Origin of the sequence: Pseudomonas sp. Pf153 (genome assembly GCF_001269775.1) — a bacterium.
Taxonomy (GTDB): domain Bacteria; phylum Pseudomonadota; class Gammaproteobacteria; order Pseudomonadales; family Pseudomonadaceae; genus Aquipseudomonas; species Aquipseudomonas uvaldensis.
The window spans coordinates 614122-630871 of sequence record NZ_LHVL01000030.1 but is presented as its reverse complement, the minus strand read 5'-3'; the positions used below and the strand labels follow the sequence as shown (position 1 = coordinate 630871).

Annotated in this window: 14 protein-coding genes; all 14 read right to left on the bottom strand. The window is 61.6% G+C overall.

The window, feature by feature from the left end; genetic code table 11:
* Position 1 precedes the first annotated feature (1 nt).
* The 14 genes from nuoM to AD666_RS23910 all read right to left on the bottom strand — a co-directional run bounded on the left by nuoM (position 2) and on the right by AD666_RS23910 (position 16624).
* Positions 2–1534 (bottom strand): NADH-quinone oxidoreductase subunit M, encoded by a 1533-nt coding sequence (gene nuoM, locus AD666_RS23975; protein WP_053157843.1) that lies wholly within the window; start codon positions 1532–1534, stop codon positions 2–4.
* A 39-nt stretch (positions 1535–1573) separates the two neighbouring features.
* Complete coding sequence (gene nuoL, locus AD666_RS23970) at positions 1574–3427, bottom strand: NADH-quinone oxidoreductase subunit L (RefSeq protein ID WP_053157840.1); 1854 nt, start codon at positions 3425–3427, stop codon at positions 1574–1576.
* A complete protein-coding gene (gene nuoK / locus AD666_RS23965; protein WP_003180046.1) occupies positions 3424–3732 on the bottom strand; it encodes an NADH-quinone oxidoreductase subunit NuoK in 309 nt (102 codons plus the stop codon). Before nuoK ends, nuoL begins: the two co-directional genes overlap by 4 nt.
* A gap of 4 nt (positions 3733–3736) precedes the next feature.
* Positions 3737–4237, bottom strand: a complete 501-nt coding sequence (nuoJ, locus tag AD666_RS23960) for an NADH-quinone oxidoreductase subunit J (protein WP_053157837.1) — start codon at positions 4235–4237, stop codon at positions 3737–3739.
* 9 nt (positions 4238–4246) lie between these two features.
* Positions 4247–4795: an NADH-quinone oxidoreductase subunit NuoI gene (gene nuoI / locus AD666_RS23955; RefSeq protein WP_024779320.1), complete on the bottom strand. Its 549-nt coding sequence runs from the start codon at positions 4793–4795 to the stop codon at positions 4247–4249.
* Between the two features lie 11 nt (positions 4796–4806).
* Entirely contained in the window at positions 4807–5814 is a 1008-nt protein-coding gene (nuoH, locus tag AD666_RS23950; protein ID WP_053157834.1) for an NADH-quinone oxidoreductase subunit NuoH, read from the bottom strand.
* Positions 5811–8525 carry an NADH-quinone oxidoreductase subunit NuoG gene (gene nuoG, locus AD666_RS23945; protein ID WP_053157832.1) on the bottom strand — a complete coding sequence of 905 codons (2715 nt, stop codon included), beginning with the start codon at positions 8523–8525 and terminating at the stop codon, positions 5811–5813. The genes nuoH and nuoG overlap by 4 nt, the downstream gene beginning before the upstream one ends.
* A 138-nt stretch (positions 8526–8663) precedes the next feature.
* Positions 8664–10022 (bottom strand): NADH-quinone oxidoreductase subunit NuoF, encoded by a 1359-nt coding sequence (gene nuoF / locus AD666_RS23940; protein ID WP_053157829.1) that lies wholly within the window; start codon positions 10020–10022, stop codon positions 8664–8666.
* Complete coding sequence (gene nuoE, locus AD666_RS23935; RefSeq protein WP_053157826.1) at positions 10019–10516, bottom strand: NADH-quinone oxidoreductase subunit NuoE; 498 nt, start codon at positions 10514–10516, stop codon at positions 10019–10021. Before nuoE ends, nuoF begins: the two co-directional genes overlap by 4 nt.
* 2 nt (positions 10517–10518) lie before the next feature.
* A complete protein-coding gene (gene nuoC / locus AD666_RS23930) occupies positions 10519–12303 on the bottom strand; it encodes an NADH-quinone oxidoreductase subunit C/D (protein WP_053157823.1) in 1785 nt (594 codons plus the stop codon).
* A 71-nt stretch (positions 12304–12374) separates the two neighbouring features.
* Positions 12375–13049 carry an NADH-quinone oxidoreductase subunit B family protein gene (locus tag AD666_RS23925; RefSeq protein WP_053157820.1) on the bottom strand — a complete coding sequence of 225 codons (675 nt, stop codon included), beginning with the start codon at positions 13047–13049 and terminating at the stop codon, positions 12375–12377.
* 10 nt (positions 13050–13059) lie between these two features.
* A complete protein-coding gene (locus AD666_RS23920; protein WP_003180067.1) occupies positions 13060–13473 on the bottom strand; it encodes an NADH-quinone oxidoreductase subunit A in 414 nt (137 codons plus the stop codon).
* Positions 13474–14042: 569 nt separating this feature from the next.
* Entirely contained in the window at positions 14043–15368 is a 1326-nt protein-coding gene (gene aceA / locus AD666_RS23915) for an isocitrate lyase (RefSeq protein WP_053157817.1), read from the bottom strand.
* A gap of 494 nt (positions 15369–15862) precedes the next feature.
* Positions 15863–16624 carry a secretin N-terminal domain-containing protein gene (locus AD666_RS23910; RefSeq protein WP_053157814.1) on the bottom strand — a complete coding sequence of 254 codons (762 nt, stop codon included), beginning with the start codon at positions 16622–16624 and terminating at the stop codon, positions 15863–15865.
* Positions 16625–16750 lie beyond the last annotated feature (126 nt).

Below are 16750 nucleotides of genomic sequence, written 5' to 3'. Positions count from 1 at the left end.
CTTACCGGGCCGAAGCGAGTTGAGAGAAGGCGGTGCCGAGCCACTGCTGCACGCCATGCATCGTGGCGGCAGAGGTGTCGAGGAACGGTTGCGGGTAAACGCCGAGGTAAATCAGCAGCACCGCAAGGCCGAGCACCATGATCAGTTCGCGACCGTCCATGCCACGCAGCACTTCGTCCGACTTGGACGGGCCGAAGTAGGCGCGGTGGATCATGATCAGCGAGTAGACCGAACCAAACACCAGGCCAGAGGTGGCGATAGCGATGATCCATGGCGAACTGACGAAGGTACCGATCAGGATCAGGAACTCGCCGACGAAGTTGCCGGTACCCGGCAAGCCCAGGGAAGCGGCTGCGAAGAACAGGCTGATGGCCGGCAGGTAAGCGATGCGCGACCACACGCCACCCATCTCACGCATGTCGCGGGTGTGCAGGCGTTCGTACAACTGGCCACTGAGGATAAACAGCGCCGCTGCCGACAGGCCGTGGGCCAGCATCTGGATCACCGCGCCTTGCAGGGCCAACTGGCTGCCGGAGTAGATGCCGATCAGCACGAAGCCCATGTGCGAGACGCTGGAGAAGGCGATCAGACGCTTGATGTCGGTCTGGGCGAACGCCAGGAAGGCACCGTAGAAGATCCCGATCAGGCCCAGGGTCATGGCGATCGGCGCGAACTCGGCCGAGGCGTTGGGGAACATCGGCAAGGCGAAGCGCAGCAGGCCATAGGCCGCGGTCTTGAGCAGGATACCGGCCAGGTCCACGGAACCCGCGGTCGGTGCCTGGGCGTGGGCGTCCGGCAGCCAGGAGTGCAGCGGCACGACCGGCAGCTTCACCGCGAAGGCGATGAAGAAGCCCAGCATCAGCACGTACTCGGTGGTGCGCGACATCTGCACTTTCAACAGGTCGGCGTAGTTGAAGGTAATCACGCCGGTGTTGTTGAAGTTGACCAGTACCAGACCGAGGATCGCCACCAGCATGATCAGGCCGGAAGCCTGGGTGAAGATGAAGAACTTGGTCGCCGCGTAGATCCGGGTTTTCTTGCCGTCCGCCGAGCTGTGACCCCAGAGCGCGATGAGGAAGTACATCGGCACCAGCATCATTTCCCAGAAGAAGAAGAACATGAACAGGTCCAGCGCCAGGAACACGCCGACGACACCGCCCAGGATCCACATCAGGTTCAGGTGGAAGAAGCCGACGTGGCGCTGGATCTCTTTCCAGGAGCAGAGGACCGAGAGGATACCCAGCAGGCCGGTCAGCAGGATCATCAGCAGCGATAGGCCGTCGAGGGCCAGGTGCACGCTGATGCCGAAGCGCTCGATCCACAGGTGCTTGAATTCAAGCGCCCAGGTCGGATTGGCACCCGGGGCAGGGGCCAACGAATAGTCGCCGGTCGCCCACAGCCAGAGGCCGAGTGCGAGTTCCAGGGACATGGTCAGCAGCGCAATCCAGCGCGGGAGCGTGGAGCTGGAGCGCTCCGCGATCCAGCACAACAGGCCGCCGATAAAGGGGATCAGGATTAGCCAGGGCAGAATCATGACGGGCTCGTTTCCTTTCGCAAGTTCGCAAGGTTCATATCAGACCGCTACCAGCACGATGGCGCCGATAACCAGCACGGCGCCAGCCGCCATGGAAGCCGCATACCAACGCAATTGACCGGTCTCGGTACGGCTCAGGGCAGTGTGGCCGCCCTTGGCCATGCGCGGGATCAGGCCAATGGTCTGGTCGAGCGGGTCTTTGCGCAGAATGTGGCTGATCGCAAGGTATGGCTTGACGAACAGTTTGTCGTAGATCCAGTCGAAGCCCCAGGCGGCGAACCACCAGGCCGAAAGGACACGGCCGAGGCCGCTGTTGGCGATGGCGGTGACGAAACGACGCTTGCCCAGGAACAGCAGGGCGGACAGCAGGATACCGGCCAGGGCGATGGCGCCCGAGGCGATTTCCAGGCTGTGCTTGGCTTCGCCGCCGGCATGGCCGACGCTTTGCGGCAGCACGCCGTGCAGCGGTGGGGTGATCATTGCGCCGACGAAAGTCGACAGCACGATCAGCACCGACAGTGGCAGCCAATGGGCGATTCCGTGGCCGGCGTGGGCTTCGGTCTTGGCTTCACCATGGAACGCGATGAAGATCAGGCGGAAGGTGTACAGCGAAGTCATGAAGGCACCCACCAGGCCGGCGTACAGCAGGCCCTGGTTGCCGCTGGCAAACGCTTCCCAGAGGATTTCGTCCTTGGAGTAGAAGCCGGCGGTCACCAGTGGCAGGGCCGCCAGGGCCGCGCCGCCGACGATGAAGCTGGCGTAGGCCAGTGGCAGCTTCTTCCACAGGCCGCCCATCTTGAAGATGTTCTGTTCGTGGTGGCAGGCCACGATCACTGCACCGGAGGCAAGGAACAGCAGGGCCTTGAAGAACGCGTGGGTCATCAGGTGGAAGATCGCGCCTTCCCAGGCGCCGACGCCCAAGGCCAGGAACATGTAGCCGATCTGGCTCATGGTCGAGTAGGCGAGGATCCGCTTGATGTCGGTCTGCACCAGGGCGGCAAAGCCGGCCAGTACCAGGGTCACGCCACCGACGATGCCCACCAGGTGCAGGATGTCCGGCGCCAGGGCGAACAGGCCATGGGTACGGGCGATCAGGTAGACGCCCGCGGTGACCATGGTGGCCGCGTGGATCAGCGCCGAAACCGGCGTAGGACCGGCCATTGCGTCCGCCAACCAGGTCTGCAGCGGCAGTTGCGCGGATTTACCGACGGCACCGCCCAGCAGCATCAGGGTCGCCAGGACGATCCAGAAGTCACCGGCCTTGAAGTGCTCGGGCGCACGCACCAGCAGTTCCTGGATGTTCAGCGTGCCCAGTTGCTGGAACAGGATGAACAGGCCGATGGCCATGAACACGTCGCCGATCCGGGTCACGATGAACGCTTTCAGTGCCGCGTTACCGTTGTTGCGGTTGCTGTAGTAGAAACCGATCAACAGGTACGAGCACAGGCCCACGCCTTCCCAGCCGAAGTACACGAACAACAGGTTATCGCCGAGCACCAGGAACAGCATGCTGGCGATGAACAGGTTGGTGTAGGCGAAGAAACGCGAGTAACCGGCTTCGCCGCGCATGTACCAGGAAGCGAACAGGTGGATCAGGAAACCCACGCCGACCACCACGCCCAGCATGGTGACCGACAGGCCGTCCAGGTACAGGGTGAAGCTCGGCTTGAAGCCTTCCACCGCCATCCACTGCCACAGCACCTGGGCATACGCGCCGCCTTCAGGTGGCGCGACGTTGAATTGCCAGATCACGTAGGCCGCGACAATGGCGGACAGACCGATGGAACCGACGCCAACCAGCGCCGAGAGGTTTTCCGACCAGCGTCCACGGGAGAACGACAGCAGCAGGAAACCGATGAGAGGAAATACGAAAGTCAGAAAGAGTAGGTTCATCCGCGCATCTCGCTGGCAGCGTCGATATCGAGAGTGTGGAAGCGGCGATACAGCTGCAACAGGATCGCCAGGCCGATACTGGCCTCGGCGGCTGCCAGGCTGATCACCAGGATGAACATGATCTGTCCATCCGGCTGGGCCCAGCGGGCGCCCGCAACGATGAACGCCAGGGCGGAGGCATTCATCATGACCTCCAGGCTCATCAGCACGAACAGAATGTTGCGGCGGACCATCAGGCCGACCAGACCGAGGCAGAACAGGATGCCGGCAACCGCCAGACCATGCTCGAGAGGGATAGCAGGCATGTGATTACTCCTTCGCCTCGTTACGGCCCAAATGGAACGCCGTGACGGCTGCGGCAAGCAGCAGCATCGAGGCGAGTTCGACCACCAACAGGTACGGACCGAACAGGCTGATGCCCACGGCCTTGGCGCCTACGGTGGTTTGGCCGATGCCCTGGCCGCTCTGGTGAGCGAACAGCACATACAGCAGTTCACCCAGCAGCAGGGCGGCGAGAATCACCGGTCCCGCCCAGATGCCGGGCTTGAGCCAGTTGCGCTCCTGCTGGACCGAGGCCGGGCCCAGGTTCAGCATCATCACCACGAACACGAACAGCACCATGATGGCGCCAGCGTAGGCGATCACTTCCAGGGCACCGGCAAACGGCGCGCCGAGAGCGAAGAAGGTCATGGCCACGGCGATGAGCGAAATGATCAGGTAGAGCAGGGCATGGATGGGGTTGGTGTTGGTGACCACGCGAAGCGTGGAGACCACAGCAATACCCGATGCGAAATAGAAAGCGAATTCCATCTTTCTTCCTTAAGGCAGCAAGCTCTTCACGTTGATCGGCTCGGCTTCGTTTTGCGCGGCACCTTTCGGCTTCCCGGCAATGGCCATACCTGCAACACGATAGAAGTTGTAATCAGGGTTTTTACCGGGACCGGAAATCAGCAAGTCTTCTTTCTCGTACACCAGGTCCTGACGTTTGAAATCCGCCATTTCGAAATCCGGCGTGAGCTGGATCGCGGTGGTCGGGCAGGCTTCCTCGCAGAGGCCGCAGAAAATGCAGCGCGAGAAGTTGATGCGGAAGAAGTCCGGGTACCAGCGACCGTCTTCGGTTTCAGCTTTCTGCAGCGAGATGCAGCCCACCGGGCACGCCACGGCGCACAGGTTGCAGGCCACGCAGCGCTCTTCGCCGTCGGGGTCACGGGTCAGGACGATGCGGCCGCGGTAGCGTGGCGCCAGGTAGACCGGCTCTTCCGGGTATTGCAGGGTGTCGCGCTTGCGAAAGCCATGGCCGAAGATCATGACCAGGCTTCGCAGTTGGGTACCGGTACCCTTAACGATGTCGCCAATATATTTGAACATGGGTCAAATCCTCACTGAACCGCGGCCGCAGGCGTGTTCAACAACACGATCGCAGCGGTCACCAGCATGTTGATCAGGGTCAGCGGCAGGCAGAATTTCCAACTGAAGTCCATCACCTGGTCGTAGCGTGGGCGCGGGATCGAAGCGCGCAGCAGGACGAACAGCATGATGAAGAACGCGGTTTTCAGGGCGAACCACACGAAGGACAGTTGCGGCAGGATGTCGAACGGACCGTGCCAGCCGCCGAAGAACAGCGTGACTAGCAGTGCCGAGATCAGGACGATACCGATGTACTCACCGACGAAGAACATGCCCCATTTCATGCCGGCATATTCGATGTGGTAGCCGTCGGCCAGTTCCTGCTCCGCTTCCGGCTGGTCGAAGGGGTGACGGTGTGTCACGGCCACGCCAGCGATGAAGAAGGTACAAAAGCCGAAGAACTGCGGAATGATGAACCACAGGTTCTGGGCCTGGTACTCGACGATGTCGCGCATGTTGAACGAACCGGCCTGGATCACGACGCCCATCAGGGCCAGGCCCATGAACACTTCGTAGGACACGGTCTGGGCCGAGGCCCGCAGGCTGCCCAGCAGGGCGAACTTGTTGTTGCTCGACCAACCGGCGAACAGCACCGCGTACACCGAAAGGCCGGCCATGGCGAAGAAGAACAGTAGGCCGATGTTCAGGTCCGCCACACCCCAGGTCGGGGTGATCGGGATGATCGCGAAGGCGATCAGCAAGGCGCTCATGGCCACGACCGGTGCCAGGGTGAAGATCACCTTGTCGGCAAACGGCGGCGTCCAGTCTTCCTTGAAGAACATTTTGACCATGTCGGCGGCGATCTGGAACATGCCGTACGGGCCCACGCGGTTCGGACCGTAGCGGTCCTGCCACCAGCCCAGCAGGCGCCGTTCGACGAAGCTCAGCAAGGCGCCTGTGACCACCACGGCCAGCAGGATCACGATGGCCTTGAGGACCGTCAGGATCACGTCGATCACTTCAGGGGTGAACCAACTCATTGCGCTGCCTCCTGCAGACCGTCGACGGTTTTGCCGAACACCGCCGGCGGGATACCCGCCAGGCCGGCCGGCAGGGCCACCAGGCCAGCGCCCAACTGCTCATTGATGCGCAGCGGCAGACGCAGGGTCTGGCCGGCCACGTTCAGGCTCAGCAGGGCACCGTCGTTGACGCCCAGGCGATCGGCTTCGGATTTGGCCAGCGACACATAGGCGGCCGGAATGCGTTCCTGTACCGGCGCGGCCTTGGAAGAGTTCTCTTCGCTGCCGAACAGGTGATGGAACGGCACGACCTGCCAGGTGCCCGGCGCCGGGTTGAAGGCGCGCGGCACGCTGGCGAACCAGCTCAGGCCATCGCCCTGGCTTTCGATCAGACGGGTGCCCGGATCGCCAGCACGCAGGTGACCACCGACTTCGTCCTGGAACTTGTTCCAGGCCTGGGGCGAGTTCCAGCCCGGCGACCAGGCGAACGGCACTTGCGAGCGCGGTTCGGCGGAGCCCGAGTAGCCTTCCATGGAGAAGGCGAACGCGGTGTCCTGGTCTTGCGGGGTGCGCGGTTCGTGAACGCTGATGTTGGCGCGCATCGCGGTGCGACCGGAGTAGCGCAGCGGTTCACGGGCCAGCTTCAAGCCCTTGATGCGGAACGCGGCGGACGGTGCCGCGTCGACGATGCCGGCCAGTTGCGCGGTGCTCGAGGCCACGGCAGCGGTGACATGGTCCAGTTGCGTCCAGTCGATCGGCTGGTTCAGCAGGGTGGCGCGCAGGGCGTGCAACCAGCGCCAGCCTTCGTGGACCAGGATGCTGGCGTCCAGATATTGCGGGTCGAAGACCTGGAAGAAGCGCTGGGCGCGACCTTCCTGGCTGACCAGGGTACCGTCGCCTTCGGCGAAGCTCGCCGCTGGCAGCACCAAGTGGGCGCGGTCGGTGGTAGCGGTTTTCTGATGGTCGGCGACGATCACGGTTTTCGCCGCGCTCAGGGCCGCGTCGACGCGGGCCTTGTCGGTGCGGGTGTACAGGTCGTTTTCCAGTACCACGATGGCGTCGGCGCTACCGTCGATCACCGCTTGCAGCGCGGCATCGACCGATTCGCCACCGAGCATGGCCAGGCCAAGGCTGTTGGCTTCCGGCACGACCAGGCTGATGGAACCGTTCTTCTCGCGTAGCTTCAAGGCCTTGGCGATGTTGGCGGCGGCTTCGATCAGCGCCTTGGAACCCAACGAGGTGCCTGCGATGATCAATGGGCGCTTGGCCGCCAGCAGGGCGTCGGCGATGCGTTGCACCAGGGCGGCCGCTTCGCTGTCCAGGCCGTCGACGGCCGGGGCGCTGGCGTCAAGGGCGTGAGCCACGGCAAAGCCGATACGGGCCAGGTCGTCCGGAGCGGCGTGGACGCATTCCTCGGCCACGTCGTCGAGCTTGGTTTCGGCGAGGCTGGCGATGAACAGCGGGTTCAGCTCATGTTGACCGATGTTTTTCACGGCGGCGTCGAGCCACGGCTGGACCCGCATCGCGTCGGCCATGTCTTCGGCCTTGCCCTTGACCGACTGGCGCAGGGCCAAGGCCATGCGGGCGGCGGTCTGGGTCAGGTCTTCGCCAAGGACGAACACCGCGTCGTGGTCTTCGATGTCACGCATCGTCGGTACGGGCAGCGGGCTGTTATTGAGCACGTCCAGCACCAGGCGGATGCGTTCCAGCTCACCGGCTTCGATGCCACTGTAGAAGTGCTCGGCGCCCACCAGTTCACGCAGTGCGTAGTTGCTTTCCAGGCTGGCCCGGGGCGAGCCGATGCCGACGATGTTGCGACCGCGCAGCAGATCTGCGGCCTTGTCCAGGGCTTCGTCCAGGCTCAACTTGGTGCCGTTGGCCAGCAGCGGCTGGCGAGGGCGATCCTTGCGGTTGACGTAGCCATAGCCGAAACGGCCACGGTCGCAGAGGAAATACTGGTTGACCGAGCCGTTGTAGCGGTTTTCGATGCGACGCAGTTCACCGTAGCGCTCGCCTGGGGAAATGTTGCAACCGCTGGAGCAGCCATGGCAGATGCTTGGCGCAAACTGCATGTCCCACTTGCGGTTGTAGCGCTCGGAGTGGGTCTTGTCGGTGAACACACCGGTCGGGCAGACCTCGGTGAGGTTGCCGGAGAATTCGCTTTCCAGGGTGCCGTCTTCAACGCGACCGAAGTACACGTTGTCGTGGGCGCCGAACACGCCCAGGTCGGTGCCGCCGGCGTAGTCCTTGTAGAAACGCACGCAGCGGTAGCAGGCGATGCAGCGGTTCATTTCGTGGGAAATGAACGGGCCCAGGTGCTGGTTCTGGTGGGTGCGCTTCTTGAAGCGATAACGGCGCTCGTTGTGGCCGGTCATCACCGTCATGTCTTGCAGATGGCAGTGACCGCCTTCCTCGCAGACCGGGCAGTCGTGCGGGTGGTTGGTCATCAGCCATTCGACGACACTGGCACGGAAGGCCTTGGACTCTTCATCGTCGATGGAGATCCAGGTGTTGTCGGTGGCAGGGGTCATGCAGGACATGACGATGCGACCACGGGTGTCGTTCTCGTCGGTGTATTGCTTGACTGCGCACTGGCGGCAGGCCCCGACGCTACCCAGCGCGGGGTGCCAGCAGAAATAAGGAATGTCGAGGCCTAGCGACAGACATGCCTGTAACAGGTTGTCTGCCCCATCGACTTCGAGCGCTTTGCCGTCTACGTGGATAGTGGCCATGGTTCAAAGTTCTTCGTTGGCCCGGTGTCAGCGGGCGTGGCTAATGGAATCTTGTGGTTCGTCCGAATCCAAACAGCCTCTGAGGCGTCATCGGACGAAAGGCGAAGGGCACGGACCCTTCGCCTTTTTTAAGCGTTGTTACGCGCCGACCATGGTCGGCGTGACCACCTGATTGAGGTCGCCCGCGCGGGTGGGCGCGATGCCGGCCTCGAATTCAGGGCGGAAGTATTTGATTGCGCTGCCCAATGGCTCCACGGCACCCGGTGCGTGAGCACAGAAGGTCTTGCCTGGGCCGAGGAAACCCACCAGACCCAGCAGGGTCTCGATGTCGCCGGCCTGGCCTTCGCCTTTTTCGAGGGCCCGCAGCAGCTTGACGCTCCAGGGCAGGCCATCGCGGCAAGGGGTGCAGAAACCACACGACTCACGGGCGAAAAACTCTTCCATGTTGCGCAGCAGCGAGACCATGCTGATGCTGTCGTCCACCGCCATCGCCAGGCCGGTCCCCATACGGGTGCCGACCTTGGCGATGCCGCCGGCGTACATCTGGGCGTCGAGGTGTTCGGGCAACAGGAAGCCGGTACCGGCGCCGCCAGGCTGCCAGCACTTGAGCTTGTAGCCGTCGCGCATGCCGCCGGCATAGTCTTCGAACAGCTCGCGACCGGTGACGCCGAAAGGCAGCTCCCACAGGCCTGGATTCTTGACCTTGCCGGAGAAGCCCATGAGCTTGGTGCCCATGTCTTCACTGCCGTCGCGGGCCAGGGATTTGTACCAGTCAACACCGTCGGCGATGATCGCCGGCACGTTGCACAGGGTCTCGACGTTGTTCACGCAAGTCGGCTTGCCCCACACGCCGACGGCAGCGGGGAAGGGCGGCTTGGAGCGCGGGTTGGCGCGACGGCCTTCCAGGGAGTTGATCAGTGCGGTTTCTTCACCGCAGATATAACGTCCGGCGCCGGTGTGCACGAACAGTTCGAAATCAAAACCCGAACCGAGGATGTTCTTGCCCAAAAGGCCGGCGGCCTTGGCTTCTTCCACGGCACGGTTCAGGTGCCGGGCAGCGGTGGTGTATTCGCCGCGCAGGAAGATGTAGCCACGGTAGGTCTTCAGCGCACGGGCACTGATGAGCATGCCTTCGATCAGCAGATGGGGCAGTTGCTCCATCAGCATCCGGTCTTTCCAGGTGTTGGGCTCCATTTCGTCCGCGTTGCACAGCAGATAGCGGATGTTGATGGACTCGTCCTTGGGCATCAGGCCCCATTTCACGCCAGTGGGGAAGCCCGCACCGCCGCGACCCTTGAGGCCGGAGTCCTTCACGGTCTGGACGATATCGTCCTGGGCCATCTGGGTGAACGCCTTGCGCGCAGCGGCGTAGCCATTCTTGGCCTGGTACTCGTCCAGCCACACCGGTTCGCCGTCGTCACGCAGACGCCAGGTCAGGGGATGGGTTTCGGCCGAGCGCTGGATGCGGTTGGCGGGCCCGAAGGAAGTCAGGGTCATACGTAGCCCTCCAGCAGTTTGGCGACGCCATCCGGCTTGACGTCACCAAAGGTGTCGTCGTCGATCATCAGCGCCGGGGCCTTGTCGCAGTTGCCCAGGCAGCACACCGGCAGCAGGGTGAAGCGGCCGTCGGCGGTGGTCTGGCCGAGGCCGATGCCCAGCTTGCTCTGGATCTCACTGACCACGGACTCGTGGCCACCGATGTAGCAGACCATGCTGTCGCAGACGCGAATGATGTGGCGGCCCACTGGTTGGCGGAAAATCTGGCTGTAGAAGGTTGCGACGCCTTCGACGTCGCTCGCCGGGATGCCGAGAATTTCGCCGATGGCGTAGAGCGCGCCATCTGGCACCCAGCCACGTTCCTTCTGAACGATTTTCAAGGCTTCGATCGACGCCGCGCGCGGGTCTTCGTAGTGATGCAGCTCGTGCTCGATGGCCGAGCGCTCGGTTTCGCTCAGGGCGAAACGGTCTGTCTGGATAAGCGTGCTGTTCATGCTTAGCGGTCCACGTCGGCCATAACGAAATCGATACTACCCAGGTACGCAATCAAGTCCGCGACCATGCTGCCTTTGATCACCGAAGGGATCTGCTGCAGGTGCGGATAGCTTGGAGTACGGATCCGGGTGCGGTAGCTCATGGTGCCGCCGTCGCTCGTCAGGTAATAACTGTTGATGCCCTTGGTCGCTTCGATCATCTGGAAGGATTCGTTGGCCGGCATGACCGGGCCCCACGAAACCTGCAGGAAGTGCGTGATCAGGGTCTCGATGTGTTGCAGCGTGCGTTCCTTGGGCGGCGGCGTGGTCAGCGGGTGGTCCGCCTTGTACGGGCCTTCCGGCATGTTGCGCATGCACTGCTCGATGATCTTGACGCTCTGGCGCATTTCCTCGACGCGAACCATGCAGCGGTCATAGGCATCGCCGTTGGCCGCCAGCGGTACTTCGAATTCGAAGTTTTCGTAGCCGGAGTAAGGACGCGCCTTGCGCAGGTCGAAATCGCAGCCGGTGGAACGCAGGCCTGCACCTGTGACGCCCCATTCCAGGGCTTCCTTGGTGTTGTAGGCGGCCACGCCGATGGTCCGGCCCTTGAGGATGCTGTTCTGCAGGGCAGCCTTGGTATATTCGTCCAGGCGCTTGGGCATCCACTCGACGAAGTCCTTGACCAGTTTTTCCCAGCCGCGTGGCAGGTCGTGGGCGACGCCGCCGATGCGGTACCAGGCCGGATGCAGACGGAAACCGGTAATGGCTTCGATCACCGTGTAGGCCCGCTGGCGGTCGGTGAACGTGAAGAACACCGGGGTCATGGCGCCGACGTCCTGGATATAGGTACCCAGGAACAGCAGGTGGCTGGTGATACGGAAGAACTCGGCCATCATGATGCGGATCACGTTGACCCGGTCCGGTACGGTGATACCGGCCAGCTTCTCGACCGAGAGTACGTACGGCAGGTTGTTCATCACCCCGCCGAGGTAGTCGATACGGTCGGTGTACGGGATGTAGCTGTGCCAGGACTGACGCTCGCCCATCTTCTCGGCGCCACGGTGGTGGTAGCCGATGTCCGGGACGCAGTCGACGATCTCTTCGCCGTCCAGTTGCAGGATGATCCGGAACGCACCGTGGGCAGAAGGGTGGTTCGGGCCGAGGTTGAGGAACATGTAGTCCTCGTTCGCTCCGGAGCGCTTCATGCCCCAGTCTTCGGGCTTGAAGCGCGCGGCTTCCTCTTCGAGCTGTTGCTTGGCCAGGGACAGGCTGAACGGGTCGAATTCAGTGGCGCGGGCAGGGAAGTCCTTGCGCAGCGGGTGACCTTCCCAGGTCGGCGGCATCATGATGCGCGTCAGGTGCGGGTGGCCGGGGAAGTCGATGCCGAACATGTCCCAGACTTCACGCTCGTACCAGTTGGCGTTCGGCCAGATGCTGGTCACGGACGGCACGCTGAGGTCGTTCTCGGACAAGGCGACCTTGATCATTACGTCACTATTACGTTCCACCGACAGCAGGTGGTAGAACACGGTGAAATCGACGCCGCTTGGCAGCCCGTGACGCTTGGTTCGCAAACGCTCGTCCACGCCGTGCAGGTCATAGAGCATGACGTAGGGCTTGGGCAGGTTGCGCAGGAAGGTCAGGACTTCGACAAGCTTCTCGCGGGCGACCCAAAGCACCGGCATGCCGGTGCGGGTTGCCTGGGCGGTGAACGCCTCGGGGCCAAAACGGTTATTCAGTTCGACGACCACATCCTGGTCGTCTGCCTTGTAAGGCGGGATGTACAGAGCACTGCCTGTAGTCATGGTTATTTATCGCTTTCGGTCAACGTAAAGAATGAAGCCAGTTTCTCGTTTCTTGACGGAACAGAGCTGGATCAGACTTCGTCGGGGCTGCGCAGGTTGGTGACTGCGATTCGCTGTTCGCGGCGCTCGGCTTTTGTCGACGGCATGTCGGCGCGATAGACGCCTTGGTCACCGACGACCCAGGAAAGCGGGCGACGTTCCTGTCCGATGGATTCCTGCAACAGCATCAAGCCTTGCAGGAACGCTTCGGGACGAGGTGGGCAGCCGGGCACGTAGACATCCACGGGCAGGAACTTGTCGACGCCCTGGACCACGGAATAGATGTCATACATGCCACCGGAGTTGGCACAGGCGCCCATGGAAATGACCCACTTGGGTTCCAGCATCTGCTCATACAGGCGCTGGATGATGGGGGCCATCTTCAGGAACGGCGTACCGGCGATAACCATGAAGTCCGCCTGGCGCGGCGATGCCCGGATGACTTCGGCGCCGAAGCGCGCGATGTCGTGGGGCGCCGTGAAGGCGGTGGTCATTTCCACGTAGCAGCACGAAAGGCCGAAGTTGTACGGCCACAGGGAGTTCTTGCGACCCCAGTTGACCGTGCTGTTCAGCACGTCTTCGAGCTTGCCCATGAAGATATTCTTGTGGACTTGATCCTCTAACGGATCGGCGACGGTTTCCCTTTCGCCAATCGGGTACTGCTCGTTAGGAGCATCCGGGTCGATCCTGGTGAGATTGTATTGCATTGCCAAAGCCTCATTGTTTCAGCTTCGCTTGCCGCTTGCGCCGAGCTTCCGGAGCCCAATCAAGTGCCCCCACCCGGTAAAGGTAGACAAGACCTGCCAACAGAATTGCTATGAAAACGAGAGCTTCGACAAATCCGGTCCAGCCGCTTTCGCGGACGGACACAGACCAGGCAAAGAGAAAGAGGGCTTCGATATCGAAGATCACGAAAAGCATCGCGACCAGATAGAATTTGGCTGAGAGCCGCAAGCGGGCGCCACCGGTAGGTAGCATGCCGGACTCGAACGGTTCGTTTTTGCTGCGGCCCCAGGCTCGTGACCCGAGGAGGCTGGAGACGCCGAGCATGAAGGCACACAGGCCGACGACACCCAGAAGGAAAATGGCAAAGCCCCAGTTGTGGGCCATGAGTCCTGTCGCTTCGGGCATGCTGGAAATCCTTAACAGAGAGCAAAGGTCTCTGAGCTTGAAAAGAAATAACGCAGTGACGATATGTCGCAGCAATCAATCGCGGTGATTTTATGGCTAAACACCGGGCAAGTAAAATTCGATAGCGAAATTATTTATTGGAATAAGGACATCACACCTCTCCAAGGGCCTCGAAGGCCTGCTCCTGTGGGGCGCCGGCCATTTGTTGATCGGTATATCCAGGCGACGGGTAATAATGAAAATGCCTTTCAAATGATAATTATTATTGTTTGTAGGGCATTTTCCCGATTGTTTCCTTCGACAGTCGGAAACTTGCCTTACATGACAAAGGCTGCAGTTGTCAGCGCCGGCCTTTTTACTCTTTTTCAGACTACCCGATACTGCGTTCGATCAATTTTTCTCAAGGTCTTTCGATTCTGGTGCGAGCAGGCTTGCCCGCCCCCCATAGAGGATTCAGGTTGCCCTTCAAAGCCTAGGCGAAAAAAAGCCCCGAACCAGTCGGGGCTTCAGATCGTCGGCCTTGCAGTCAGCTTTTTTCATTCGGTCCGCAAGAGCCGTTTATCCATGGATCAGTGGAACTGCTCTTCTTCGGTGGAGCCGGTCAGCGCGGTCACCGACGAAGCGCCACCCTGGATCACAGTGGTCATGTCGTCGAAGTAACCGGTGCCCACTTCCTGCTGGTGAGCCACGAAGGTGTAGCCTTTGGCGGCGTCGGCGAATTCCTGCTCTTGCAGCTTCACGTAGGCGGTCATGTCGTTGCGGGCGTAGTCGTGCGCCAGGTTGAACATGCTGTGCCACATGTTGTGGATGCCAGCCAGGGTGATGAACTGATGCTTGTAGCCCATGGCGGACAGTTCGCGCTGGAACTTGGCGATGGTCGCGTCGTCCAGGTTTTTCTTCCAGTTGAAGGAAGGCGAGCAGTTGTACGACAGGATCTGGTCCGGGTATTCCTTCTTGATCGCTTCGGCGAAGCGACGCGCCTCCTCCAGGTCCGGCTTGGCGGTTTCGCACCAGATCAGGTCGGCGTATGGCGCGTAGGCCAGGCCGCGGGCGATGGCCTGGTCGAGGCCGGCGCGCACTTTATAGAAGCCTTCCTGGGTGCGGGTGCCGGTCACGAACGGCTGGTCGTACGGATCGCAGTCGGAGGTCAGCAGGTCGGCGGCGTTGGCGTCGGTGCGGGCCAGGATGATGGTCGGAACGCCAGCGACGTCGGCCGCCAGGCGGGCAGCGGTCAGCTTCTGCACGGCTTCCTGGGTCGGTACCAATACCTTGCCACCCATGTGACCGCATTTCTTCACCGAAGCCAGTTGGTCTTCGAAGTGAACGCCGGCGGCGCCTGCTTCGATCATGCTTTTCATCAGTTCGTAGGCGTTCAGCACGCCGCCGAAACCGGCTTCGGCGTCAGCCACGATTGGTGCGAAGTAGTCGATGTAGCCTTCATCGCCCGGGTTCTTGCCGGCTTTCCATTGGATCTGGTCGGCGCGACGGAACGCGTTGTTGATGCGCTTGACCACGGTAGGAACCGAATCCACCGGGTACAGCGACTGGTCGGGGTACATCGACTCGGCGGAGTTGTTGTCCGCGGCCACTTGCCAGCCCGACAGGTAGATCGCCTGGATGCCGGCCTTGACTTGCTGTACAGCCTGGCCGCCGGTCAGGGCGCCCATGCAGTTGACGAAATCTTTCTCGGGACGGAAGGCTGGCTTGGCGCCCTGGGTCACCAGGTTCCAGAGCTTCTCGGCGCCCATCTTCGCAAAGGTGTGCTCGGGTTGGACCGAGCCACGCAGACGGACGACGTCAGCAGCGGAATAATTGCGCTTCACGCCTTTCCAGCGTGGGTTCTCAGCCCAGTCTTTTTCAAGGGCTGCAATTTGCTGTTCGCGTGTCAGTGCCATGGAGATAAACCTCGTCGCATAGGTCTGGGGTGGAAAAATTCCTGCTCCTGCCGCTTCGCCAGTCATTGGCGAAAAAGGCTGCTCGCTGGCCAGGGGGCCGGGCGCACAAGTCGGTTCAGGCGGGGAGGCGACGGGATGAACGATGGGCTCGAGGAGAAAGTGAGCAGGTACAGGCGAACTGCGGGCGCATTCGGGCGTCGTGGGCCTTCATGTGAACTCAGAGTGATGCCGGGTTACCTAGTTACGCTTCCGTCCCTCGGGACAACTTCGTTCCAGTCGCAACCTCGTCAAACACACCTTGTGGGCGGTACAGACACGAATCGGCTCGCGGGGTAGGTGCAAGCGTCGACCCGAAGGCCCTTGCCAGGGCCCCTGATTAGCGGGAGCGAGGCCATCATGCCTTCGGTTTTTTGGCTCGTCAAACATTTTGTAGTGCTATTTTTCAAGCACTACATCTTTGGTCTAATACGACTCATCAGTCAGTTTTTGATGCTTCAGTTCAGGGTATCGACCTTGACCCGCAGAATCATGTCATCGCGGCCTTGGGTCGAGTAGCTGCGGGTCAGGCCCTGTTTGTCGGCTTGGGTCTGGCGATTCACGCCGGCCAGGGTGATCCATTCGCCCAGCCGGCCGCTGACAGTTGTGTCGGTACTTTGCACGTTCACTACATCGGGACGTTCCTGGCTCATGCGGTTACGGTTGGTACTGATACTGAGATGAACGGTCTCGCCGGTGACGCTGGCGGTGACATAAAAACCCTGGGTGACGTTGCGGTATTCGGTCTGGCTTTGCATGCGCCCGTAATTGTCGGTCTGGCTGCTGGTGAACGGCACGCTCTGGCCGACCTGGATCAGCGCCGGCTGGCCTTCACTGGCTTGAACCTGTTGCACGCCACCGTCACGACTGGCCGTGCTGCGATTGATGATGCGGGTCTGGCTCGGGGCGGCGCCGTTGATGGAATAGCCCTGGTCGCCCTGCAGGTTGTTTTCGTTGGTGTCGACGGTAATCAGCAGGCGCTTGGGCGCGGTGTCCAACTGGGCGAGGAATTGCCGCAGTTCTTCGATTTTGCCCGGGTCGGCGTTAACGATCAGTTGGTTGCCGTAGGCGCTGACCTGGCCGTCCTTGCCGATGAAATTCTGCGCCACTGGCAGCAGGTCGGCGCTGGTGCGGTAGTTCAGTGGCACGATCTGCGTGTCGGCCATCACCGACAGACTGCAGCCAAGCAGCAGGGTAGCCAGGAGGGTGCGTAAGGACATTCCATTTCTCCGCGAGACAAAGGCTTGATATTGCCAGTTTGTCGGCTCCGGGTGGGGCAAGTTGAATGATAGACGGCAAAACGCCCCGGCATCGGTAGATGGCGGGGCGTTTTGGGGGGGCTCGGA

Bases quoted from the DNA above. Each gene is read 5' to 3' on its own strand.
- nuoG (WP_053157832.1), bottom strand. From the start codon at position 8,525: ATGGCCACTATCCACGTAGACGGCAAAGCGCTCGAAGTCGATGGGGCA.
- nuoC (WP_053157823.1), bottom strand. From the start codon at position 12,303: ATGACTACAGGCAGTGCTCTGTACATCCCGCCTTACAAGGCAGACGAC.
- nuoI (WP_024779320.1), bottom strand. From the start codon at position 4,795: ATGTTCAAATATATTGGCGACATCGTTAAGGGTACCGGTACCCAACTG.
- AD666_RS23910 (WP_053157814.1), bottom strand. From the start codon at position 16,624: ATGTCCTTACGCACCCTCCTGGCTACCCTGCTGCTTGGCTGCAGTCTG.
- nuoL (WP_053157840.1), bottom strand. From the start codon at position 3,427: ATGAACCTACTCTTTCTGACTTTCGTATTTCCTCTCATCGGTTTCCTG.
- aceA (WP_053157817.1), bottom strand. From the start codon at position 15,368: ATGGCACTGACACGCGAACAGCAAATTGCAGCCCTTGAAAAAGACTGG.
- nuoF (WP_053157829.1), bottom strand. From the start codon at position 10,022: ATGACCCTGACTTCCTTCGGGCCCGCCAACCGCATCCAGCGCTCGGCC.
- nuoJ (WP_053157837.1), bottom strand. From the start codon at position 4,237: ATGGAATTCGCTTTCTATTTCGCATCGGGTATTGCTGTGGTCTCCACG.
- nuoM (WP_053157843.1), bottom strand. From the start codon at position 1,534: ATGATTCTGCCCTGGCTAATCCTGATCCCCTTTATCGGCGGCCTGTTG.
- nuoK (WP_003180046.1), bottom strand. From the start codon at position 3,732: ATGCCTGCTATCCCTCTCGAGCATGGTCTGGCGGTTGCCGGCATCCTG.
- AD666_RS23920 (WP_003180067.1), bottom strand. From the start codon at position 13,473: ATGCCCGAAGCGACAGGACTCATGGCCCACAACTGGGGCTTTGCCATT.
- nuoE (WP_053157826.1), bottom strand. From the start codon at position 10,516: ATGAACAGCACGCTTATCCAGACAGACCGTTTCGCCCTGAGCGAAACC.
- AD666_RS23925 (WP_053157820.1), bottom strand. From the start codon at position 13,049: ATGCAATACAATCTCACCAGGATCGACCCGGATGCTCCTAACGAGCAG.
- nuoH (WP_053157834.1), bottom strand. From the start codon at position 5,814: ATGAGTTGGTTCACCCCTGAAGTGATCGACGTGATCCTGACGGTCCTC.